Genomic DNA, 21,447 nt, shown 5'->3' with positions numbered 1-21,447 from the left:
GCGGCCCCCTGCGACAGGCGGCCGCGCCCGGCTCAGCGGCGATAGGTGCCGCGGGCGATGGCGTCGAAGTCGGCCGGGCCGATGCCCAGCTCGTCCATCTCGCGCCGGTCGAGCTTCAGGAGCTCGTCGTAGATCCGGTTGTACTGGCGGCGCTCGGCGACGCGGCGCGCGACGGCATCGCGCATCCGGGCGAACAGGCCGGCACGGCGGGCGGGGGCGGGAGCGAAGTCCAGAACGTCGATATGCATGCTTACCTCAACTGCCGGCGAAACCGGCCTCTCGTGTCTTTCCTTGTGCCTCACCAATGTAGGACGTCTGTGTCTCGGCAGGATCGGCCTTTTTGCAGCGCAGCAATGGTAAGCATGCATGACATGGATCTGCCACGATCCCGCCGGACAGCCGAGAGAACGGGACTTCGAATATCTCAAGATTCAGTTGTGAAACTCAGCAATCCACAGGCCGCATGCCGCGATTGATTGACCTGCCCGGGGCGCCGCGATATCTAGAGGGCGACGGATCGGCCCACCGTGACGGGCCCGCGGCGATTTGATGGGAAGCAGCTTGCGCCCGCGTCACCAACCGCTAAAGCGCCACGATGCAGGTCGTGGTTCCCTCGGAAGAGACGAGGACGCGACGATGACCAGGACGCCCCACAGCCCTTTCGCGCACCGGCCCATGGCCGCGGCGCCGATGCGCTGTCGCCGCGCCTGACCCGGGGCCCCGCCCCTTGCCGCCCTGCCCGCGGCGGCCATCTTCGTCCCCGCACCGATCCACTGATCCGGCACCGTCCATGATCCGCCTCGATTCCGTCACCAAGACCTTCACCCGCGCGGGCCAGGCCCAGGTCGCGGCGCTGTCCGACGTCTCCCTGACCATCGAGCGCGGCGAGATCTTCGGCGTGATAGGGCCGAGCGGCGCCGGCAAGTCGACCCTGATCCGCGCCATCAACCTGCTGGAGCGGCCGACCAGCGGCACCGTCACCGTCGACGGCACCGAGCTGACGGCGCTGCCGGAGGCGGATCTGAGGGCCGAGCGGCGGAAGATCGGCATGATCTTCCAGCATTTCGCCCTGCTCTCCTCCCGCACCGTCTTCGACAATGTCGCGCTGCCGCTGGAACTGGCCGGCCTCGACCGCCGCGGCATCGCCGCCCGCGTCGACCGGCTGCTGGAGCTGGTCGGCCTGGCCGACAAGCGCGACCGCTATCCGGCCGAGCTGTCGGGCGGGCAGAAGCAGCGCGTCGGCATCGCCCGGGCGCTGGCCAGCGAGCCGAGCGTGCTGCTGTGCGACGAGGCGACCTCCGCCCTTGATCCCGAGACCACGGCCTCGATTCTGCAGCTGCTGGCGAAGATCAACCGCGAGCTGGGGCTGACCATCGTGCTGATCACCCACGAGATGGCGGTGATCAAGGCGATCTGCCACCGCGTCGCGGTGCTGGAGCAGGGCCGCGTGATCGAGGAGGCGCGGGTCTTCGACCTGTTCACCCGGCCGCAGACGGCGACGGCGCGCGCCTTCGTCGCCAGCGTCACCGGCGCGGAGCTGCCGGAGGCCCTGGCCGCCAAGCTGTCCGAGGCGCCGCTGGCCGGAGGCGAGACCGTGCTGCGCCTCGTCTTCGCCGGATCGCAGACCGGCACCACCGCGCTGGGCCAGTTGGCCCGGCGCCTGGGCATCGACGTGGCGCTGCTGCACGGCCAGGTCGACAGCGTGCAGGGCGCGCCCTTCGGCACCCTGATCGTCGCCGTGCCGGGCGGGCCGGAGACGGCGCGGTCGGCGATCGATTTCCTCACCTCCCTCAAGCTTTCCGTCGAGGTCCTGGGCCATGTCCCCGCAACTCTTCGCGCTGCTGGCTGACGCCGCCTGGGCGACGCTGTACATGGTCGCGGTCTCGGCCGCGATCGGCACGCTGGTGGGCGGCCCGATCGGCATCTGGCTGGCGACCAGCGGCAAGGGCGAGCTGTTCGCGGCGCCGGCGGCCAACCGCATCGTCGGCCTGGTGGTCAACGCCACCCGCTCCACCCCCTTCATCATCCTGGTGGTGGCGATCATCCCCTTCACCCGGCTGATCGCCGGCACCTCGATCGGCACCACCGCGGCGATCGTGCCGCTGACCATCGCCTGCATCCCCTTCATCGCCCGGATCATCGAGACGGCGGTGCGCGAGGTCGACCAGAGCCTGGTCGAGGCGGCCAAGGCGATGGGCGCCTCGCCACTGCAGATCGTGCGCAAGGTGCTGGTGCCCGAGGCGATGCCGGCGATCGTGGCCGGCCTGACCCTGACGGTGGTCAGCCTGATCGGCTATTCCGCCATGGTCGGCGCGGTCGGCGGCGGGGGGCTGGGCGACCTCGGTATCCGCTACGGCTATCAGCGCTTCATGCCGGAGATGATGGCCGCGGTCGTGATCGTGCTGATCCTGTTCGTGCAGGCGGTGCAGATGGCCGGCGACCGGCTGGCCCGCCGCGTCAACAAGCGGCAGCGCGCCGCCTGAGCCTTTCCACCCGAGGGGGAGTGTGATGAGCCTGAAGACGATTCTGGCCGCGGCGGCGTTCGCCCTGGCCGTGCAGCCGGCCGTGGCCGAGACCGTGAAGATCGGCGTCACGCCGGGGCCGCATGCCGAGATCCTGGAGCAGGTGAAGCCGATCGCCCATGAGAAGGGCCTCGACATCGAGATCGTCGAGTTCTCGGACTATGTCGTGCCCAATGCGGCGCTCGATTCCGGCGAGCTCGACGCCAACTCCTTCCAGCACGAGCCGTACCTCGTGAACGAGATCGAGAAGCGCGGCTACAAGATCAGCAAGGTGGCCAACACCGTCACCTTCCCGATCGGCATCTATTCCAGGAAGATCAGGAAGATCGAGGACCTGAAGGACGGCGCCACCGTCGGCATCCCGAACGACCCGACCAATGGCGGCCGCGTCCTGCTGCTGCTGCAGTCGACGGGACTGATCAAGCTGGCCGACGGCGTCGGGCTGAAGCCGAGCGTGGCCGACATCACGGACAATCCGAAGAAGCTCGAGATCATCGAGCTGGACGCGGCGCAGCTGCCACGGTCGCTGGACGACACCGACATCTCGGCGATCAACACCAACTACGCGGTCGAGGCCGGGCTGGACCCGTCCAAGGACGCGATCCTGCGCGAGGCGGCGGACGGCCCCTATGTCAACATCATCGCGGTGCAGACGGCGCGGAAGGACGAGCCCTGGGTCAAGACCCTGGTCGACAGCTACCACACCGACGCGGTGAAGCAGTTCATCGCCACCCGGTTCAAGGGCGCGGTGGTGGCCGGCTGGTAAGAGCGAGGCCCCAATCAGGCAAAGGGCGCGCGACCCGCAGTCGTGCGCCTTTTTCTTTGATGCGCCGCTCAGTCGGTCGGGCCGCTGTCGAGCGAGTGGCGGCCGCCGCCGGTGCCGGTGATGAAGAGCAGGCCGCCGAACACGGCGAGGTTGCTCATGCAGATCGCGAAGTCGAGCTCGAACCGGCTTGGCGGCGAGTCCCAGAAGCCGTGGAACAGCACGGTGGCGACCACGGTGAAGCCGGCCAGGGCCAGGGCCGCGAGGCGGGTGTGCCAGCCGAGCAGCAGGAGGGCGCCGCCGACGATCTGCAGCGCCGCGGCGGCGGCCAGGAGCAATTCGGGCTCCGGCAGGCCGCGGTCGCGCACCATCGCCACCATCGGCTCCCAGTCCGGGATCTTGGCGATGCCGGCGGCGAAGAAGACCAGCGCCAGGCAGAGACGGCCGGCGAGCTGGATGAGGTCGAGCCCTGAATTACGCTCGGTGTGTCGGTCGAGAACGGTGGAGGACATGAAACGGTTCGCTCATGATGTCACTATGGGCGAAGCTAACCGCATCATTATGGCCGCGCCGTGTCGGCGATCACACCCGCCGCATCAGCCGGCTCTCGCGGGCCAGATCGGCCAGGAGGCGGATCAGGGCCCCCTGCCGCCGCGTGCCGGTCTTATCGAAGACCGAGCGGAGCTGGCTGCGCAGCGTCTCGCGGCTGAGCTGCAGCGTCTCCGCGATCTCGGACAGGGAGAAGCCCTCATGCAGGGCCATCGCCAGCCGCACCTCGGCCCGGCTGAGCCCGAACAGCGCCGGCAGAACCTGGCCGAGATCGTCGCGGCTCGACCCGATCGGGGTCAGGAACAGCGCCGCCACCGCCTGCGGCTCGGCGACCGCGGCGGGGCGCCGGTCCGGCAGGCGGCAGCCGCTGGCGATCAGCGTCGTCCCGGCGGAGCCGGACAGGAGCCGGGTGAGACCGGTGCGGGGGGTCGGGTCCAGCACCGCCGCGATCAGCCCGCGCAGCGCCGCCGCCTCGGCCGGATCGCCGGAGTCCAGACGATTGCCCCGCAACAGCAGCCGGCCGCTCTCGAACAGCCGGTCCGCCGCCGTGTTGACATGCACCACCCGGCCATTGGCGGCCAGCAGGACCACGGCCCGGTCGAGCCGGTCGAGCACGTCCTCGGCGAGGCGGGCCCGGCCGGCCACCGCGTCGAGCCGCTGGGCCAGCGCCAGCGACCGGCGGATATGCGGCACCAGCAGATCGAAGCGCCGTCCCTCCTCCGCCGTGAACGGCCCGGCCCGACGCGGCCGGCGCACGCTCATCCCCGAGATCCCGTCGAAGCCCGGGTCGATCGCCGCCATGGTCCAGCGGCAGCCGTGCTCATCCAGGAAGGCGCCGAAATCCTGGCGGTCGAACCAGGCGGGATCGACCACCTCATGGCAGAGATGGACGCTCGGCGGCAGACGGCGCCAAGCCGGCAGGCGAGGATCCTCCAGCGCGTATTCGCGCAGATAACGGGCATGGACGGCCGCATCGTAGCCGACGGCGACGTTGAAGAAGGGAGTCGAGGCCCCGGACTCCAGCACCAGGATCTGGGCCACCTCGCCGCTGGTCCAGCGGCAGATGTCGACCAGCACCTGCCGCCACGCCGCCTGGTCGGCCCCGGCGTCGTAGATGCGGCCGATCAGACCGTTCATTTGCCCGAGTGTTTCCATGCGGCCTCCGCCGCCGCGTCGCACCTGCCGACACTTGATCCTGTTTGCCGGGCCGGGGCAAGTGCCGGCATCCGCCCCAGCCGCGACAGAGTCACCCGGCGGACACGATCGCTTCGATCAGCCGGTTGACCTCGGCCGGCGCCTCGATCGGCAGCATATGGCGCTGGCCGGGAAACAGATGGACCGCCACCGCCGCCGGCAGGCCATCGCCATGGGTGACCGGCAGGATGGCGTCATCCGTGCCCCACAGCACCTGCACCGGCATCGCCAGCTCCGCCAGCCGGTCACGCAGCACCAGACGCTGGCGGCCCGGGGCGAAGCACTGGTCGGCCAGACGGCGCAGCACCTCGCGCGCCCCCGGAGCGGACAACGCCGCCAGCACCAGCTCGCCCAGCGCCGGGGTGACCAGCCGGGGATCGGCGTAGAGCGGCCGCAGCGCCGCCGCCAAGGCGGCCGGATCATCGGCGCCGAGCAGCCGGTCGATGAAGTCGGTGTCGGCCTCCACACCGAGGCCGCCCGAGGCGATCAGGGTCAGGGAGGCGGACCGGTCCGGCCGGGACAGGGCCGCCTGCAGTACCACCGCCCCGCCCAGGGAATGGCCGACCAGATGGGCGCGGCCGACGCCGACGGCGTCGAGGAAGGCCAGCAGCGCCTCGGCCAGGCCGGGCACGCCGCCGGCGCCGAGATCCTGGGAGGAGCCGCCGTGGCCGGGCAGGTCGAGGGCATAGACCGGGCGGCGCGCCGAGAGCGACACCTGATTGGCGGCCCAGGTCAGCAGCTCTCCGGCGAAACCATGCACCATCACGATCGGGGTGGGCACGATCGGGGCGGCGTCATCCGCTCCCATCAGGCGATAGCGGATCGGACGTCCGTCGGCCAGCAGCACCTGCCGGGTCCGGACGCCGCCGGCCGTGGCCGGATGAGAGGGGCCCGAGGGGCTCATTCTTCCGCGAGGCCCGCGAGCCGGAACTGCACCTTGTGCACGGCGTTGGCGTGCAGCTCGCCATGGCCGGCGGTCAGGGCGGCGCGATACAGCTCCGCCGTCAGCGCCGTGCCGGGCATCGGCACGCCGCCGGCGCGGCCGAGATCGAGCATCAGCCCGATGTCCTTGGCCATGTTCTTGAGGTGGAAGGCCGGCTCGAAGTCGTTCGCGAGGGTCTTGCGCGCGGCGCCGCGGATCACGCCGGAGGAGCCGCCGAAGCGGTCCAGCACCTCGATCACCCCTTCCGCCGCCAGCCCGTTCCGGCGCGCCAGGGCCAGGCCCTCGCCGAGCGCCGCGATCTGCGCCGCCGACAGCAGGTTGCCGACCAGCTTCATCACCGCACCGGCGCCGCTGGGCCCGAGATGATGCACACCGCCCGAGACCGCCTCCAGGATCGGCCGCACGGTCTGCAGCGCCGTCGCGTCGCCGCCGACGATGAAGCCGATGCCGCCGTCCCAGGCCTGGTCCTTGCTGCCATAGACCGGGGCGTCGAGATAGGCGTGGCCGGCCTCCGCCGCCGCCGCGGCCAGGCTGCGCGACACCGCCGGGTCGGTGGTGGTGCTGTCGACGACCACCGCGCCCTTCGCCGCATGGGCGAAGGCGCCGTCGGACCCCAGCAGCACGGCCCGCTGGGCGTCCGGCCCGGTGACGCAGAGCATGACCAAGCCGCGGCCCGACGCCGCCTCCGCCACCGAGGCGGCGCGGACATAGCCGGGATGGCCGGTGATCTCCTGCGGCAGCTCGACCGGGCTGCGGTTCCAGGCGTGGACGCGATGCCCGGCCCGCAGCAGGTTGCGCACCATCCCCCGGCCCATCAGGCCGAGGCCGAGATAGGCGATGTCGGCCATGTCTCCATCCTCCCGTCGCGGCGGGGCCGGGATTCGGCCGCGCTTTCTTACATCCTACAAAACGCCGGGCCGGAAGACAGCCCGCGCGAACGCGTGCAGCCCCCTCCGCCCTCCGGTGAGGAAGGGGGAGCGGAAGCCTCTGCTTTTAACTGTCATGCCCGGGCGGGTCCTCGGGTCAAGCCCGCGGACGGGCATTCAGGAATGTCGATGCCGCTCCGGGTGGCCCCTGGATCGCCGGGTTGATCCCCGGATCAAGTCCGAGGACGGCGATGACAAAAGGGGGATGGCGCTCACCCCGTGTCCGGCGGCTCGGGCGGGTCCGCCGGCGGCAGGTCCATCGTCGCCAGGAACCGGTCCGACTCCGCGACCCAGCGCTCCCCCTCCTCCGGCGGAAGGCCGAACCGCGGGCCCAGCCGGGCCACGGCCTCCGCCGCCGGGCGGCCGTCGGCGATCTCCACCAGCTCCGGCCGGTCCATCTGCCCGGCCATCTCGAAGAAGCGGCGGTCGCACTCCGCCTCGTCCTCGGTTCCGGCCTGGATCGCGGTGCCCGACGCCATGATCACCCGCAGCCGGCGCCGGATCTTGTCCTGGTCCACGGGTTCGGCCTGGACCGGGGCGGCGTCGTCCGGCGGCACGAAGCCCAGCTCCTCCAGGGCCGCATCCGCGGCCGCGAGCCAGCGCTCCGTCTCCTCCGGCAGCCCGAAGGTCCGGCACAGCCGGGCCACGGCCACGGGCTGGATCGCCACGCCCCTGCGGGGGCTCGCGATGACGGGATGGCGAGGGCCGCCCCCCAAACCCGCCATTGCGAGCGCGGCGAAGCCATCGTGGCGCGGATCATGCGGATCGATGGATCGCTTTGTCGGCCTCGCCTCCTCGCATGACGGTGGGACGGCTGGGGCTCCACTCAGGCGGACGGCGTCCGATCCAGCACGCTCCAGTCGAATGCGCGCGCCCAATCGGCGAAGCTGTGCCAGCGGATCTCGGGGAAGTCCCGCCGCAGCGCGGCGATGTCGGCGGAATAGCCGACCCGATCGAACCATTCGAACATGAGCGCCGCGTCCTCGCTCTGCTGGCGCATCACGGCGACCGGGATTTCCCGATACGCGATCGGGCGGCCGATGGCCTGCGACAGGACCGTCGCCTGCGCCTCGCCGATCAGCTCGTCACCGGCGATGTCGAAGCGCTTTCCGAACACCTGATCGCGCCGCTCCGCCAGGGCGGCGACGAACGCCCCGATATCCGCGACGGCCACCAGCTGGATCGCGCGCCCGGGCGGCAGGGCGAAGGCGTGCGCCCCCTGGCGCAGCCCGTCGATCGCCCATGGCGCGACGGCATTCTCCATGAACGCGACCGGCGCGCTGATGGTGTAGGGAATGCCGAGCCCGGCGATGTGCTTTTCGACGAGATACTTGCTTTCGAAATGCGGGATGCCGGTCTTCCGGTCGGCGCTGGCGACCGAGGAGTAGATCAGGTGCCCGATTCCGGCGGCCTTCGCGGCATCGGCAGCCAGGATGCCCTGGCGGGTCTCCTCCGCCGGCCCGGCCTCGTAGGCGTCAGTCATCAGGAACATCGTGTCGACGCCGCCGGCGGCCTGCCGAATGGAGGCCGCATCGCCGAGATCGCCGGCCACGATCTCGACGCCGGCGGACGCCAGGCGCCGCGCGGCATCGCCGTCCGGCTTGCGGGTCACCGCCCTGACACGGTGGCCCCGCGACAGCAGGCCGCGCGCGACGGCACCTCCCTGCTGGCCCGTGGCGCCGGTCACGAGGACGTTCCGTTTGGTGGTCATGGGTCTGCTTCCCTTGGTTTCCAACGAAGCAGAGTTGGGGGTTCCCGCATTGGCCCGTAATGGGCGATAATCGGGAAACGCTGTCCCGCAGGCGCACACAATGCTCGATCTCAACGACATCCTGGTGTTCGCCCGCGTCGTCGAGTCCGGCAGCTTCACCGCGGCCGCGCGGCTGCTGGGCATGCCCAAGACGACGGTCAGCCGCCGCGTCGCCGCGCTGGAGCAGGCCGTCGGCGTGCGGCTGCTGCAGCGGACGACGCGCAGCCTCGGCCTGACGGATGCGGGGCGCCTCTACTACGAGCAGAGCAGCCAAGCCCTGCGGACGATCGAGGATGCGAATCTCAAGCTGGCGGAAGCAAGGGCGGAGCCATCGGGGACGATCCGCATCTCGGCCCCCGTCGGCTTCGGCGGTCCCCTGGCCGCCATGGTGTTCGACTTTCTGACGGCCTATCCGAAGACCAGGGTCGAACTGCGCCTCACCGACGAGAGGCTGAACCTGGTCGAGAACGGCATCGACCTCGCCTTCCGGACCGGGATCCTGCCGGATTCCACGCTGATCGCCCGCAGGCTCGGCACCACACATCGGATCCTGTGTGCCAGCCCGGACTATCTCGCGCGCCGGGGCGAGCCGGCCTCGCCGCCGGATCTCGCCGGCCATGACTGCGTCATCGCCGGCCCGTCGGCCGCCGGCGCATCCTGGGTGCTGGACGGGCCGGACGGCCGGGAGACAATCATGGTGTCCGGACGCTTCGCCGCGAACGAGATGCAGGCGGTGCTCGCCGCCGCGATCGCGGGTTGCGGGATCGCCCGGCTGCCCCTCGGGATCGCCGAGACCCCGATCCGGGACGGGCGGCTGCGCCGCGTGCTGGCCGACCATACGACGCCGGCCGGCGGAGTCCATGCCGTCTATCCGAGCGGCCAGCACCTCTCGCCGCTGGTCAAGGCCTTCATCGCGCTGGCGGCCGAGCGGATGAGCCGGATCGGGATCGGCCGGAATGACGAGGGCGTATCGGCCTAGCTGCAGCCGATCCGCCCACGATCTGCTTTCCGCTCGTCTCGCGATGCGGCCGCGGCGCCGGACAGCGCCGCGACCGCATCTTCCTAGACCGTCTCGACGGCGGGGCCGCCGATCTTCGGGTCGGTCAAGCCCGGGCGGCCGGTCTCGACATGGCCGGCGAAGCGGCGGAGGAAGCCGTCCCCGGTTCCCGCCGTGACGCTCAGGTCGAACCAGCCGGAGCTGGAGCGCAGCGACCAGCGGTCGCGGACCAGGGCGCCCGGCCGGAGAGTGTGGCGCCGCGACGGCTCGGCGCCGTAGCCGTTGGCGACGGTCAGGGTGCAGGGCCGGAAGCCGGTATTGCTCAGCAGCAGCGTCACGTCGCCGTTCACGCTGTCCTGCATCAGCCGCACCTCGGGCCGCGCGGCGCCCGACAGGATCGGGGTGAGGCGGCCCTTGAACCGGTTCAGCATGCCGTTCGGCCCATAGACGGACAGGTCGTAGCTGCGGCCGTGGTCCGGCGTCCAGCTGTCCGACAGAGTGTCGCCGGCCCCGACCGTGTATTGCCACGGCCCGCGCCGGTCGGCGGTCGGCGGCATCGGCCGGTCCGGAAACACGGTGTCGTCCGGCTCATAGGGCTTGCCCGCCTCGTCGAAGGTCGCGCCGCCATTGGCATAGACGATGAAGCAGGCGCCGGCGGTCCCGGCATTGGCGAAATCGATCCAGACCCTTCGCCCGTCCGGGTCGACCCGGCCATGGGCATAGAGCCGATAGGGCAGAGGCCGGGCGCGGCGCTGGCCCTGCTGCTGGACCGGCAGCGACGGCGTCACGGGCGGCACCGGCCCGGGCCGGCCGGCGGCAGCGTCGGCCACGGCCTTGTAGCGGCGCGTGTCGGGCAGGGGCGGCAGCACGGCATCGGGGGTGCGGAAATCAAAGGCCGCGGTCAGGTCGCCGCAGACGGCCCGGCGCCAGGGCGAAATATGGGCGCAGGGCACGCCGAAGCGCCGCTCGATGAACTGCAGCACCGAGGTGTGGTCGAACAGCTGGGAGCAGACCCATCCGCCCTTGCTCCAGGGCGAGACCACCAGCATCGGCACCCGGGGCCCGAGGCCGATCGGCACGCCGTTGTAGTTTTCATCCCCGACCGGAACCGTGCTGCGGCCCTGATAGCCGTAGAAGCGGGTGTTCACCGGCGGCACCGGCGCCGGCACATGGTCGAAGAAGCCGTCATTCTCGTCGTAGTTCACGATCAGGACGGTCTTGGCCCAGACCTTCGGGTTGCTGGTCAGCGCCTCGAGGATCTTGTCGACCAGCGCCTGGCCGGCAGCGGGAGACGCGGTGGGGTGCTCGCAATAGGCGTCGGGGCAGATCACCCAGGACACCTGCGGCAGCCGGTCGGCCCGGACGTCCTCGGCGATCGCGCGCGCCAGGACGGCGTCGTAGGGATCTTCGTTCGAGGCCAGCTTGGGCCCGACATAGGCGCGGCCGCGGCGATAGAGGTCGGAGGTCTTGTCGAGCTTGCGGAAGGCGCGGTGATAGGCCAGCGAGTTGCAGCCATAGTTGGAGTAGGCTTGGTAGACCCGCCAGTCGATCCCGTGTTTCTCCAGCGTCTCGGCATAGGCTTCCCAGGCGAGGCCCTCCCACGGCTCGTCCAGGTCCATGTCGCCGGTCCAGTTGTTGTCCAACTCCTGGCCCTTCAGCCGGCGCTTCGGGTTCTTCGGATCCCGGCCGGTCAGGGTGTAGACGCTGGCGCCGCTGGTGAAATACTGCCGGTTCGGCTCGGTGTTGGTGAAGATCGAGCAGTGGTTGGCGTCGCAGATGGTGAACGCGTCCGCCAGATGGCGGTAGAAGGGCAGATCGGCCGCGGTGTCGTAATAGCCCATCGACATCCGGCTCTTCAGCGGCACCCAGCTGTCCCAGGTCTTCCACAGCGACTGGTCGAGCTTCCAGCTGTGGTCGGTGCCGTCCATGTGCTGGGCGCTGGTGCTGCCGGTGTCGAGCCGGAACGGCAGGACATAGTCGAGCCGGGCCTGGGCCTTGGGATCGCCCTCGTACCAGCGCTCCCGCTCGTGCCAGTGGTCCCAGCCGACATTGTCGTAGCCGACGCGGCTGGCGCCGTTGCGGCCGACGCTCTGGTACCAGACCGGCCGGCCGCTCGGCAGCGGCACGGGGCGCGGGTCGCCGAAGCCGCGAACGCCGTTCAGCGTGCCGAAATAGTGATCGAAGGACCGGTTCTCCTGCATCAGCACGACGATGTGCTCGACATCGCGCAGGGTTCCGGTGACGACCCGGGCGGGAATCGCCAGCGCTTCGCGAATGCTGGCCGGCACGGCCATCGCGGCCGCGGCGGCGAGCCCGGACTTCAGGAATTGGCGGCGGCTGCCGGAAGTCATGATCGGCGTCTCATGGCGAGGGATCGGACGGGGATCCTAGCAGCGGACCGTGACGGGCCGGTTAAGCCGGTCCAGGCGAATTCCGGTAGTGCCGATACCTAGCCGATCCGCGAGGAAAGCCGCGCCGCGACTCCCGAAACGACGTCCTCGACGATCTCCTGCAGCTCCGCCAGGCTCGCCCCGTCCCGCGCCTGGATCGAGATGCCCTGCATGACGGCCGCCAGATGTCGGGCCAGGCGGCGCACCTCGTCCGCGCCGGCAAAGGGCTGGAGGGCATGAGCGATCCTCTCGCGCATGGCGTCGCGCCGCGCGGCCAGATCGCGGGCGAGCCCGGCGTGCTCCGGATGGCAGGCGATCATGCCGCTGGAGATCATGCAGCCCCGCTCACGGTCGGGATGGGTGACGGCCCGGACCGCCGCCTCGAGCAGCAGCCGCACCGCCTCCGCCAGCGAGGTCGCCGAGCCGACGGGGGTGGCGTCGAACGCACCGATCCCCTGCTCGTAGCGGGCCAGCGCTTCCCGATAGAGCCCGGCCTTGCTGCCGAAGGCAGCGTAGAGGCTGGGCGGCGCGATCCCGATCGCCTTGGTCAGGTCGCCGACCGACACCCCTTCATAGCCGTGCCGCCAGAACAGCCGCATGGCGGTGTCGACCGCCTTGTCCCGATCGAAGCTCCACGGCCGACCGCCGCGCGATTTCTCATCCGGTTCCATAGCAGTCACTAAACAACGCCTTGACAGGCGGCGTCAAGCCAGTTGATTAGTGAATACTAAACAACACGGATGGCACCCATGGATCGTTCACGACGCAGATTCCTGGCCGGCGCGGTCGGCCTCACCGCTCTGGCCGTCCAGGCAAGAACCGCCTTTGCCGTCGCGGCGGGGACCGGCCCGGCCGCGGGAGGCCCCACGGCGACGCGCGAGCCGTTCTCCGTCCGGTCGGCCGACGGCACGATGCTGGCGGGCGAGGCCCAGGGCGACCCGCAGGTGCCGGAGATCCTGTTCATCCACGGCCTGCGCCAGAGCCGGCTGAGCTGGGACAAGCAGTTCGCCGACCCGGCCTTGGCGGGCTTCCGCCTGGTCCGGTTCGACCTTCGCGGCCACGGGGATTCGGACAAGCCCGGCGCGCTCGACGCCTATTCCGACGCCGACCGATGGGCGGATGACGTGGCCGCCGTGATCGCCGGCGCGAAGCTCCGCCGTCCCGTGCTGGTGGGCTGGTCGCTCGGCGGCTATGTGGCTGGCGCGTATCTCCGGAAACATGGCGGGGCGAAGGTCGCGGGGATCAACCTGGTCGATGCCGTCACCAGGCTATCGCCCGATCTGCTCACCCCGTCGGCGGGCACCTTCACCCGCACCACCACCTCGCACGATCTGGCGGAGCGGGTGGCGGCGACGGCCGAGTTCCTCGCCGCCTGCTTCCACCAGCCGCCGACGGACGTCGAATTCCAGCGCATGCTGGTGGTCAACGGCATGACGGCGCGCGCCGTGAACGAGGGCTTCGTCCGGACCGCGACGACCGATCTCGAACCCGTCTTCCAGGCCTATGCCGGCCCGATCCTGCTGACGCACGGGGCGCATGACCGGCTGGTCCGTCTGGCCATGTCGGAGCGGATCAAGGCGCTGCACCCGGGCAGCCGCCTCTCGGTCTATGCGGAGAGCGGGCACAGCCCCTTCTACGAGGAGCCGGCCCGGTTCGGACGGGAGCTCGCCGCATTCGTGGCCGCCGCGACCGAAGGGTAACGGCAGAGCCCCTCGGACAGGTCCGAGGGGGCCTGCTTGACGGAGGGGGGAGCGGCCCCTCCCCTTTACTTCCGCGCCTCGATCGTCAGCGTGCCGAAGCCGCCGCGGGCGTTGTATTGCGGGCGGTACATGTCCTCGACATAGGGCGCCGGCAGGGCGAAGCGGCCCGGGGTCACGGCGCGGGCGAGATAGGCCACCGCGAAGTACCGGCTGTCGCTGCCGAGGTCGATCGCCGCGACGTAGCGGTCGTCACGCATCTCGACATGCTGCGTGTCCGACAGCGTGTCGGCGATGTCGCCGAGCTGGGCGCCCTTGCCGACCGAGGGATTCTCGATCTCCAGCCCCGCCGGCAGCAGGTCGACCACCAGCGCCTGGTGGTCCAGGTCGTCGGTGGCGCGGCCGCGCAGCAGCACGGCGACGAGGTCGCCCTGCTTCACGGCCGTCTTCGCCGGATCGAAGGGCCGGCCGTCGCGGTCAAGATAGGTGCGGGTGATCTCGAACCCGTCGCCGCCCGCCGGCAGCGGCGCCGAGGGCACGCCGCGGACCGTCAGCACCTGCCGCATCGGCCCGTCGCCTGTGTTCTTGACCGGGATGCCGGCGGCGAGGTCCGCGGCCTCGGGATTGAACCGCCAGATGGTGCCCGGATCCGCCACCGGCCGGCCGGCGACGTCGAGCGACAGCGGCTTGGCGTCGTCCAGCGCCGCGTCGGCCGCGATCAGCATCCAGGTCATGTCCTGGGTGCTCCACCACCGGTCCCTGGCGAACAGGTCGGCGGCGATGTCGACCTGCTGCAGCACCTGCTCCTGCGGCTGCTTGGCCTCGTGCAGCAGCGCCGCGATGGCGGCGTGGTCGCGCAGCGGCGAGCCGTAGTCGCCGTAGAAATTGGCCGGCCGCACGGTCGAGGTCGCCGCGGCGAAGGCCTTGGCGGTGCGCGCCGTGTCGCCGAACTGGGCGGCCGCCGCGGCGATCTGCGCCTGCGACACCGGCGTCTGGTACTTCGGCAGGCAGTTGTCGACGTAGTAGCGCATGGTGCCGACATCGCCGCCGCCGGCGCGGGACACCACGTACAGCGCATAGGCGCTGGCCGGGGTGCATTCCGAGCGCGCCTCGAACCAGTCGAGGTAGTTCGACAGGAACCTGATGCCGCGCTGATAGGCCCGTTCCGGGATGCGGTAGCCGCCTTCGGCCCGCGCCCGGGTCAGGAAGTCGAGCGCATAGGCGGAGAGCCAGGGATTGGCGTTGCCGAAGGGCGACCACATGCCGAAGCCGCCGCCCGGCTGCTGCGCCGTCATGATCCGGTCGATCGCGCCCTGCACCCGGCGATGGACATCGTCCGGCCGGAAGCCGGTGTCGACCTTCTCCGCCACCTTGGAGACGTAGAGCAGCGGCAGCGCCCGGCTGGTGGTCTGCTCGACACAGCCATAGGGGTACTCGTCCAGCGCCTTCAGGAGGCCCGGGATATCGAAGGTCGGGCGGGTGGAGAAGCTGGCGAAGACCTGCACCGTGTCGGGCAGGAAACCCTTCACGAGGTCGGCGTTCAGCACCACCGACTGGCCCGGCCGGACGATATTGGCAACCCGTTCCGTGGTCAGGGCCTGGGCCGGGCGGACCGACAGGTCCCAGTCGCGGTCGCGCCGGAAGCCATCGGGACCGGTCACGCTGATCCGGATCTTGCCGACGCCGGTGGCGGTGGCCGTCAGCGGGATCGCCCGGCGCGCCTCGGTGCCCGTCGCCACCGTCTCGGTGAAGTCCGCCGGGCCGGCGATCGAGAGCGGACCTTCGGCCGCGACGTGGACGCCATAGTCGCCGGCCGGGCCGGACAGGTTGCGCAGCGAGAAGGCCAGCTGCGCCTGGTCGCCCGGCGCCAGGAAGCGCGGCACGCCGATCTCGGCGATCACCGGGTCGCGCACCTTCATCGCGGTGGAGGCGGCGCCGAGCGAGGTCGGCGTCCAGGCCACGGCCATCAGCCGCAGCTCGCCGTCGAAATCCGGCAGGTCGAGCGGCACGGAGACGCGCCCGTCCGCCCCGACCGGCAGGACGCCGCTGTAGAGCGCGACGGTGCGGGTGGAGCGCTTCGGCAGCCCGGCCATCTGCTGGGCCGCGGCGTCGCCGCCGCTGCGGACCTGGCCGCGGCGGCCGTCGCTGATGATCAGCCTGCCATAGGCGTCGCGCATCTCGACCCCGAGGGCGCGGCGGCCGAAGTAATGCTCGGTCGGGTCCGGCGAGGTGAAGTCGGTCAGCAGCAGGATGCCTTCATCGACCGCGGCCAAGGTGACCCAGGCGCCCTGCCCCTGCGGCACGCCGGTGACGGTGAGCGGCAGGTCGAGCCGCTGGTTCGGCCGGATCTCGGCTGGCGCGTCGATCGAGACGCCCAGCACCCGCTCGGTGACGTCGATGCCGAACCAGGCGACGCCGACGGCACGGCCGGGGCCGTGGCGGCGCTGCCCGCCCTCGCCCGAGGGGCGGAAGGCGGTGGCCAGCACATAGGCGCCGGAGCCCCAGTCGGACGAGACCGGGATCTCGACGGTGGCGCCGTCCGCCGGGACGGAGATGTCGCGCGTCTCGAGCACCCGGTCGTTGGCGATGAACAGCAGCACGTCGCCGGCGAAGGGCGGCTCGATCCGCACCTTGGCGGTGTCGCCGGCCCTGTAGCTGGTGCGGTCGAGCGCGACGGTCAGCTTGTCCGGCGTCGGGTTCGGGTCCTCCGACACCCACCAGCCGGCATAGAAGCGGGCCGAGGTGGCGCCGCCGCCCTGCGGGTCGTAGACGTCGAGCCGGAAATTGCCCCAGCCGACCGCCTGGCGGATCGCCGCCGGCGCGTTCGGGGCCACGTCGACCGTGCCGTCCGCCACCTTGCGATCGCGGGTGACGACCTTGTAGTCCCAGCGGCCGTCGGTCGAATACCACTGGTAGTCATGGATCTCCTCCACCAGGTCCCAGCGCAGCCCGCGGAGCGCAGCCGGGCGGCCGCCGGCGTCGAGGCCGATGACCTCGAAGCGCGCCTCGGCGCCTTCCTGCAGCGAGCCCGAGAACAGCGGCTTGACGCCGATCCAGGGATGCTCCTGCCGCACCGGCAGGACCATGGTCTCGTTGGCGGTGCGACCGCTGGAATCGAACACCGCGGTGCGCAGCTCGGCCTCGAGCGGCACGGTGGTGTCGGGCAGGCCGTCGAGCAGGATGTCGACCCGGCTCTGGCCCGCGGCGTCGGTCGCCGGGGTGGTGATCGGGCGGGTGCGCGGCGAGAAGGCGTCCTGCACCAGGCCGAAACGGTAGTCGGCGTAGTCCGGGAACGGAGTCGCCGCCTGGCGCAGGGTCAGGCTGGCCTCGGTGGCGAGGTCGGCCGCCGGGGCGCCGTAGAGGAACTGGGCGTCGATGGTAACGACGGCCGGCTTGTTGACGCGCAGGTCCTTGGCCTCGGTCTTCAGGTCGACGCGGATCCGCGCCGGCACGAAGTCCTCGACCTGGAAGACGGTGCTGCCGATCGCCTGGCCCTTCGGGTCGACATAGGCCTCGGCGGTCCAGGTGCCGGTATAGGCGCTGTCGGCCAGCGGCACGTCGAGGCTGTAGGAGCCGCCGCCCTGGTCCGTCACCTGCTGCACCCGGGCCTCGACCCCGTCCGGCCGGCTGATCCTGATGGTCAGCGGCACGCCGTCGATCGCCGCCGCGCGCTCGTTGCGCAGCAGCGTGGTCAGATGCACCGTCTCGCCCGGGCGGTAGACGCCGCGCTCCGGATACAGGAAGGCGTCGAGCGGGCCGGGTTCCGGCCGACCGCTGACGCCGCGGTCGGACAGGTCGAAGGCCGGGCCGGTCAGCTCGAGGAAGGTGAAGTCGCCGGAGCCGTAGGCATAGACCGCGGCCGGCCGGTTGCCGCCCTGCCCGGCCATGATCCCGGCCGGGAAGACGGCAAGGCCACCGGCGTCGGTCTCGGCCTCGCCCAGAACGGCGTTGTTGCGGGCGATCAGCGCCAGCTTGATGCCGGGCTGAGCCTTGGCCGAGGACAGGGAGCGCGCGGCCACGGTCAGCCCCTGCTGGCCGGAGAAGGTGGCGAGGCCGAGATCGGTGACCACGATCCACTGCGTGCCCGGGGTCTGATAGCTGTCCTCGTCGGCCTTGGCGTCGAGGGCGGAGAGCAGGTAGACGCCAGGCTTCGGCTGCGGCAGCAGCGTGTCCATCGGCACGCCGGTGACCATCGCCTTGTTGGTCTCGTTCTCCACCGGCATGGTGCCGGACCACACCTCCTCGCCCGTATCCTGGGCCAGGCTGTCGACGTCGTAGCTCTCCAGCATCTGGCCGATGCGGCCCTGCGCCACCTGGTCGATCAGGTTGCGGTCGTTGATGCGCAAGAGGCGCAGCTTGACCTCGGAGATGTTGACCGTGGTCAGCGGCACCGTGCCCTCGCCGCCCTTGGGCAGGACATAGGCGCTGCCGCGGAACACCACGCTGGCCGGCCGGTCCTCGACCGTCAGGTCGAAGCTGTCGTCGGCGGTGAGCGTGTCGCCGTCGACCGACTTGATGCCGGCCAGGAGGGTGACGGTGTAGGTCTGGCCGAAGGACACGCCCTCGATGCAGAGCTGCCGGTCGGACGGGATCACCTCGACCGGCACCGACGGCTCGATCCGGACATAGTCGGAATAGCGGACGGTGCGGCCGTCGACGATCGGGTCGGAGAAGTCGGCGCAGAGCTGCGGCGCGTCGCGGTCGTTCTGGACATAGGTCGAGGTGACGCGGAAGCCGTACTGCTCGCGCAGGTTGGCGGCGTATTCGGCGTTGTCGGCGGTCGGCGCCAGCTGCGCGCCCTCGGCCGCGACCTTGATCGCCTCGCGGCCCTTGTCCTGCCGCTCCAGCGATTGGGCCAGCAGGATCAGGGCGGCGCCGCGCAGCTTGTCGGTGCCGGCGTTGCTGTAGGCGGCGTAGGCGGCGCTCAGCGCGTTCTGCGAATAGGGTTCGGTCTGCTGCAGCGCCTGGGCCAGCCCGTACCAGGCGCCGGCATCGTTCGGCCGTCGGCCGAGGATGAGCTGGAAGGCGGTGACCGCGTCGTCCCAGCGTTCGCCCTTCACCGCGTCGGCGGCGAGGGATTGCAGCGTCTTCAGATCCGCCCACTGCGCCGGCGGAACGCTGCTGGCCTGCTGCTCCAGCCGTTTCGCAAAGGCCGCCGCCGCGGCGGCCAGGCCCGGCGCCTGGTAGGCGGCGGCGATCGGGGGCATGGCCAGCGTCGCGGCAAAGAGCGCCGCCGCCGCGGCAAGGGTTGCGAAACGCAGCTTCAAGGCCATGAGATCCCCCGTCGTCCACCCCGGCGCACCAGGGCCCGCCGACAGACTATACGCCCGATCACGTCGAAACCATGACGCAGGCGGGGCGGCAGAACGGCCCTCCCACCGCCGCGGCGACCCGTCTATGATCCGCGCGCCTTTCGGGAGCCCGCCGATGATTCGACTGATCACCGTCCCGCTGCTGCTGTTGCTGCCGGCCACGGCGTTGGCTGCCGAGACGCTGACCGGCGCCGAGATCCAGGCCCGGATCGTCGGCAACACCATCGACGGCACCGCCGGCGACGTCGACTACACCGAGTTCTACGCCGCCGACGGCACCATCCACGGCCTGGGCGACGACGGCCCCTATTCCGGGCAATGGTCGATCGAGGGCGACCGGATGTGCTTCGACCTGGGCGAGACCAAGGAATGCGACCAGCTGCGGCTGGACGGCACCAAGGTCGAGCTGATCGGCGAGGACGGCTCGCTGGTCGCGGTGGGGGAGTTGAAGCCGGGGAATCCGGGGAATCTGTGAGGGACTACTCCCCCTTCAGCTGCCGTTCCCGGTAGTAGATGAACAGGCCGGAGGCGATGATCACCAGGTTGCCGATGACGATGTTCGGCGTCGGCACGTCGCCCCACACCGCCCAGCCGAGCGCCGCGGCGATGACGATCGTGGAGTACTGGTAGGGCGCGACCACCGCGGCCGGGGCCAGCGACAGCGCCTTGTTCATGCACAGATGCGCGCCCATCGCGACGACGCCGAGGCCGAGCAGCAGCGCCCAGTCGAAGCCGGTCGGCGGCACCCAGGCGAAGGGCACGGTGGCGGCGCCGGCGAGGCCGGTGCCGACGATCTGATAGGTGATCAGGCCGAGCCCGCCGGTGTGGCGGACGCGGCGGGTGACGATCAGGACCAGGCTGAACAGGGTGGCGCCGAGCAGCGCGACCAGGGCCGATGCCGACAGCGCGGCGCCGGTCGGGCGCAGCACGATCAGCACGCCGACGAAGCCGATCAGCACCGCCGCCCAGCGCCGCGGCCCGACCTTCTCGCCCAGCAGCGGCACCGACAGCGCGGTCACGATCAGCGGCGAGGCCATGTAGAAGGTCATGACGTCGGCCAGCGGCAGGTCGCGCACGGCGAAGTAGAAGGTCGCGACCTCGGCCACCATCAGGCTGACGCGCAGCAGGTTCATCCAGGGCTGGTCCGGTGCCAGCAGGCCGCGGATGCCGCGGATCACCCAGGGCAGCAGGAGGATGAGGGCGCCGAGGCTGCGGATCAGCAGCACCTGGCCGACCGTGTAGTCGGCGACCAGCCACTTGCCCAGCGCGTCGTTGAAGGTGAACAGCGACATGCCGAGGAAGAACAGCAGGATGCCGGGGCCATGCCCGCCCTCCGTCCGACCGTCCAGCTTCTGGGCGCCGACCGCCGCCATCTCGCGCTTCTCCCCGATCCGTTCGCCTCTGTCTGCCCGAGGAATTTGTCGGACGGAAGCGGTAAGGCCACGGGCCGGGCATGCGTCGGCGTGAGGAGCTCCGGCTGAGGGGCCGGCTCTCCCCCTCACCCTCCCACGCGCTTCGCGCGGGTCCCTCCCTCTTCCCGAGGAGAGGGATATCGGAGCTGCGGCCCCTTTCACCTCTCCTGGGAAGAGGTCGAAATCGCGAAGCGATTTCGGGTGAGGGGGTGCGGCCTATCAGCCCAAGCCGGCGCCGGGCGTCAGGCGGCCTGCCCGAGCCCTTCCTTGGCCTCGTCGATCCAGGTCTTATTGATCGCCCGGTAGCTGCGCGTCGACTTGCCGGCGCGGGTCAGGATCTCGCGCCACAGCGTCTCGGCGGCGGCGCGGTCGCCGCGCTCCGCCTCGGCCCGGGCCAGCCAGGCGCGGACCTCCTCGCCGGCGAAGACCGGCAGCAGCTCGCGCAGCAGGGCGATGCCCTCGTCGTAGCGGCCCATCATGCACAGGGCCCGCGCATGCACCAGGCGGCGCTTCGAATCCGCGGTCTCGGGATTGGTCTCCGCCACCGCGGCCAGGACGTCGATCGCCTGCTGCGGCCGGCCCAGCATCAGCAGCGCCTCGGCCCGCAGCCGGCCGAAGGTCGGGTCGTCGGCATGGAGGCCGACCATCGAATCCTCGAGCAAAGGCAGCGCTTCGGCGGGCCGGCCGAGATGCAGCAGCTCCTCCGCCAGGGGCACCTTGTTGGCGGTGGTCGGCAGATCCTCATGCGCCTGGCGTAGGGCGCGCAGCCGGCGTTCCGGATCGACCGAATGGACCAGCTGCTTGCGGGCGTCCCGCACCGGCCGCAGATTCAGCCATTCCGGCAGCAACTCGATCAGCAGATAGGCGGCGATCCCCAGCCCGGGGGCGAGCAGCAGGATGTAGAACCAATAGTTCGCCCGCCCGGTGCGCACCGCGTGGACCAGGCAGCCCAGCTGGCAGGCGTAAATCAGGATCCCGAGAATCGGCATGAT

General features: G+C 70.9%; 18 protein-coding genes. 6 read left to right on the top strand and 12 right to left on the bottom strand.

Annotation, left to right across the window (positions count from 1 at the left end; all coding sequences use genetic code 11):
- Positions 1 to 32: 32 nt before the first annotated feature.
- A complete protein-coding gene (locus G537_RS39275; protein WP_034852615.1) occupies positions 33 to 248 on the bottom strand; it encodes a hypothetical protein in 216 nt (71 codons plus the stop codon).
- Between the two features lie 542 nt (positions 249 to 790).
- Here G537_RS39275 and G537_RS0122110 point away from each other — a divergent pair.
- Genes G537_RS0122110 through G537_RS0122100 form a run of 3 tightly spaced genes read left to right on the top strand, consistent with a single transcriptional unit; the run spans position 791 to position 3,288 of the window.
- Entirely contained in the window at positions 791 to 1,849 is a 1,059-nt protein-coding gene (locus G537_RS0122110) for a methionine ABC transporter ATP-binding protein (RefSeq protein WP_026871973.1), read from the top strand.
- The gene (locus G537_RS0122105; protein ID WP_026871972.1) at positions 1,818 to 2,483 is read left to right on the top strand and encodes a methionine ABC transporter permease; all 666 of its coding nucleotides are present in this window, start codon (positions 1,818 to 1,820) and stop codon (positions 2,481 to 2,483) included. Before G537_RS0122110 ends, G537_RS0122105 begins: the two co-directional genes overlap by 32 nt.
- Positions 2,484 to 2,508: 25 nt before the next feature.
- Positions 2,509 to 3,288 (top strand): MetQ/NlpA family ABC transporter substrate-binding protein, encoded by a 780-nt coding sequence (locus G537_RS0122100; protein WP_051248860.1) that lies wholly within the window; start codon positions 2,509 to 2,511, stop codon positions 3,286 to 3,288.
- A 68-nt stretch (positions 3,289 to 3,356) separates the two neighbouring features.
- On the opposite strand, the gene G537_RS0122095 is transcribed toward G537_RS0122100, so the two are convergent.
- From G537_RS0122095 to G537_RS0122070, 6 genes are all read right to left on the bottom strand, one after another.
- A complete protein-coding gene (locus G537_RS0122095; protein ID WP_051248858.1) occupies positions 3,357 to 3,797 on the bottom strand; it encodes a DoxX family protein in 441 nt (146 codons plus the stop codon).
- A gap of 70 nt (positions 3,798 to 3,867) precedes the next feature.
- Positions 3,868 to 4,971: a helix-turn-helix transcriptional regulator gene (locus G537_RS0122090; RefSeq protein ID WP_026871969.1), complete on the bottom strand. Its 1,104-nt coding sequence runs from the start codon at positions 4,969 to 4,971 to the stop codon at positions 3,868 to 3,870.
- 109 nt (positions 4,972 to 5,080) lie between these two features.
- Complete coding sequence (locus tag G537_RS39270; protein WP_051248856.1) at positions 5,081 to 5,932, bottom strand: alpha/beta fold hydrolase; 852 nt, start codon at positions 5,930 to 5,932, stop codon at positions 5,081 to 5,083.
- Positions 5,929 to 6,819, bottom strand: a complete 891-nt coding sequence (locus G537_RS39265; RefSeq protein ID WP_051248854.1) for an NAD(P)-dependent oxidoreductase — start codon at positions 6,817 to 6,819, stop codon at positions 5,929 to 5,931. Before G537_RS39265 ends, G537_RS39270 begins: the two co-directional genes overlap by 4 nt.
- A 290-nt stretch (positions 6,820 to 7,109) precedes the next feature.
- Positions 7,110 to 7,565 carry a hypothetical protein gene (locus G537_RS0122075; protein ID WP_026871968.1) on the bottom strand — a complete coding sequence of 152 codons (456 nt, stop codon included), beginning with the start codon at positions 7,563 to 7,565 and terminating at the stop codon, positions 7,110 to 7,112.
- 158 nt (positions 7,566 to 7,723) lie between these two features.
- Complete coding sequence (locus G537_RS0122070) at positions 7,724 to 8,728, bottom strand: NmrA/HSCARG family protein (protein WP_211230466.1); 1,005 nt, start codon at positions 8,726 to 8,728, stop codon at positions 7,724 to 7,726.
- Between G537_RS0122070 and G537_RS0122065 the strand changes: the two genes are divergently transcribed.
- Complete coding sequence (locus tag G537_RS0122065; protein ID WP_026871966.1) at positions 8,709 to 9,626, top strand: LysR family transcriptional regulator; 918 nt, start codon at positions 8,709 to 8,711, stop codon at positions 9,624 to 9,626. The genes G537_RS0122070 and G537_RS0122065 overlap by 20 nt on opposite strands.
- 83 nt (positions 9,627 to 9,709) lie before the next feature.
- Here the strand turns inward: G537_RS0122065 and G537_RS0122060 are convergent, their stop codons facing one another.
- Entirely contained in the window at positions 9,710 to 11,995 is a 2,286-nt protein-coding gene (locus G537_RS0122060; RefSeq protein WP_026871965.1) for a phosphocholine-specific phospholipase C, read from the bottom strand.
- A 98-nt stretch (positions 11,996 to 12,093) separates the two neighbouring features.
- The gene (locus tag G537_RS0122055; protein ID WP_026871964.1) at positions 12,094 to 12,705 is read right to left on the bottom strand and encodes a TetR/AcrR family transcriptional regulator; all 612 of its coding nucleotides are present in this window, start codon (positions 12,703 to 12,705) and stop codon (positions 12,094 to 12,096) included.
- 78 nt (positions 12,706 to 12,783) lie between these two features.
- Between G537_RS0122055 and G537_RS0122050 the strand changes: the two genes are divergently transcribed.
- Positions 12,784 to 13,734, top strand: coding sequence for an alpha/beta fold hydrolase (locus tag G537_RS0122050; RefSeq protein ID WP_026871963.1), 951 nt, complete (start codon positions 12,784 to 12,786; stop codon positions 13,732 to 13,734).
- A 65-nt stretch (positions 13,735 to 13,799) separates the two neighbouring features.
- Here G537_RS0122050 and G537_RS39260 read toward each other — a convergent pair whose 3' ends face one another.
- On the bottom strand, positions 13,800 to 18,998 hold the full coding sequence (locus G537_RS39260) for an alpha-2-macroglobulin family protein (RefSeq protein WP_155888713.1): 5,199 nt from the start codon (positions 18,996 to 18,998) through the stop codon (positions 13,800 to 13,802).
- 160 nt (positions 18,999 to 19,158) lie between these two features.
- Here G537_RS39260 and G537_RS43845 point away from each other — a divergent pair, with 160 nt between their 5' ends.
- Positions 19,159 to 19,518, top strand: a complete 360-nt coding sequence (locus tag G537_RS43845; protein ID WP_155888712.1) for a hypothetical protein — start codon at positions 19,159 to 19,161, stop codon at positions 19,516 to 19,518.
- Between the two features lie 4 nt (positions 19,519 to 19,522).
- Here the strand turns inward: G537_RS43845 and G537_RS0122035 are convergent, their stop codons facing one another.
- Together G537_RS0122035 and G537_RS0122030 are read right to left on the bottom strand one after the other, a co-directional pair.
- Positions 19,523 to 20,416 carry a DMT family transporter gene (locus tag G537_RS0122035; RefSeq protein ID WP_051248849.1) on the bottom strand — a complete coding sequence of 298 codons (894 nt, stop codon included), beginning with the start codon at positions 20,414 to 20,416 and terminating at the stop codon, positions 19,523 to 19,525.
- 281 nt (positions 20,417 to 20,697) lie between these two features.
- Positions 20,698 to 21,444, bottom strand: coding sequence for a tetratricopeptide repeat protein (locus G537_RS0122030; protein WP_026871960.1), 747 nt, complete (start codon positions 21,442 to 21,444; stop codon positions 20,698 to 20,700).
- Positions 21,445 to 21,447: the final 3 nt, after the last annotated feature.

This window comes from Inquilinus limosus DSM 16000 (assembly GCF_000423185.1).
Taxonomy (GTDB): domain Bacteria; phylum Pseudomonadota; class Alphaproteobacteria; order DSM-16000; family Inquilinaceae; genus Inquilinus; species Inquilinus limosus.
The sequence above is the reverse complement of the archived record's forward strand: the minus strand, read 5'-3'. Positions and strand labels throughout refer to the sequence as shown.

Excerpts from the sequence above, each read along its gene's own strand:
- G537_RS39275 (WP_034852615.1), bottom strand. The coding sequence starts at position 248 with ATGCATATCGACGTTCTGGACTTCGCTCCCGCCCCCGCCCGCCGTGCC.
- G537_RS0122110 (WP_026871973.1), top strand. The coding sequence starts at position 791 with ATGATCCGCCTCGATTCCGTCACCAAGACCTTCACCCGCGCGGGCCAG.
- G537_RS0122105 (WP_026871972.1), top strand. The coding sequence starts at position 1,818 with ATGTCCCCGCAACTCTTCGCGCTGCTGGCTGACGCCGCCTGGGCGACG.
- G537_RS0122100 (WP_051248860.1), top strand. The coding sequence starts at position 2,509 with ATGAGCCTGAAGACGATTCTGGCCGCGGCGGCGTTCGCCCTGGCCGTG.
- G537_RS0122095 (WP_051248858.1), bottom strand. The coding sequence starts at position 3,797 with ATGTCCTCCACCGTTCTCGACCGACACACCGAGCGTAATTCAGGGCTC.
- G537_RS0122090 (WP_026871969.1), bottom strand. The coding sequence starts at position 4,971 with ATGAACGGTCTGATCGGCCGCATCTACGACGCCGGGGCCGACCAGGCG.
- G537_RS39270 (WP_051248856.1), bottom strand. The coding sequence starts at position 5,932 with ATGAGCCCCTCGGGCCCCTCTCATCCGGCCACGGCCGGCGGCGTCCGG.
- G537_RS39265 (WP_051248854.1), bottom strand. The coding sequence starts at position 6,819 with ATGGCCGACATCGCCTATCTCGGCCTCGGCCTGATGGGCCGGGGGATG.
- G537_RS0122065 (WP_026871966.1), top strand. The coding sequence starts at position 8,709 with ATGCTCGATCTCAACGACATCCTGGTGTTCGCCCGCGTCGTCGAGTCC.
- G537_RS0122070 (WP_211230466.1), bottom strand. The coding sequence starts at position 8,728 with ATGTCGTTGAGATCGAGCATTGTGTGCGCCTGCGGGACAGCGTTTCCC.
- G537_RS0122060 (WP_026871965.1), bottom strand. The coding sequence starts at position 11,995 with ATGACTTCCGGCAGCCGCCGCCAATTCCTGAAGTCCGGGCTCGCCGCC.
- G537_RS0122055 (WP_026871964.1), bottom strand. The coding sequence starts at position 12,705 with ATGGAACCGGATGAGAAATCGCGCGGCGGTCGGCCGTGGAGCTTCGAT.
- G537_RS0122050 (WP_026871963.1), top strand. The coding sequence starts at position 12,784 with ATGGATCGTTCACGACGCAGATTCCTGGCCGGCGCGGTCGGCCTCACC.
- G537_RS43845 (WP_155888712.1), top strand. The coding sequence starts at position 19,159 with ATGATTCGACTGATCACCGTCCCGCTGCTGCTGTTGCTGCCGGCCACG.
- G537_RS0122035 (WP_051248849.1), bottom strand. The coding sequence starts at position 20,416 with ATGGCGGCGGTCGGCGCCCAGAAGCTGGACGGTCGGACGGAGGGCGGG.
- G537_RS0122030 (WP_026871960.1), bottom strand. The coding sequence starts at position 21,444 with ATGCCGATTCTCGGGATCCTGATTTACGCCTGCCAGCTGGGCTGCCTG.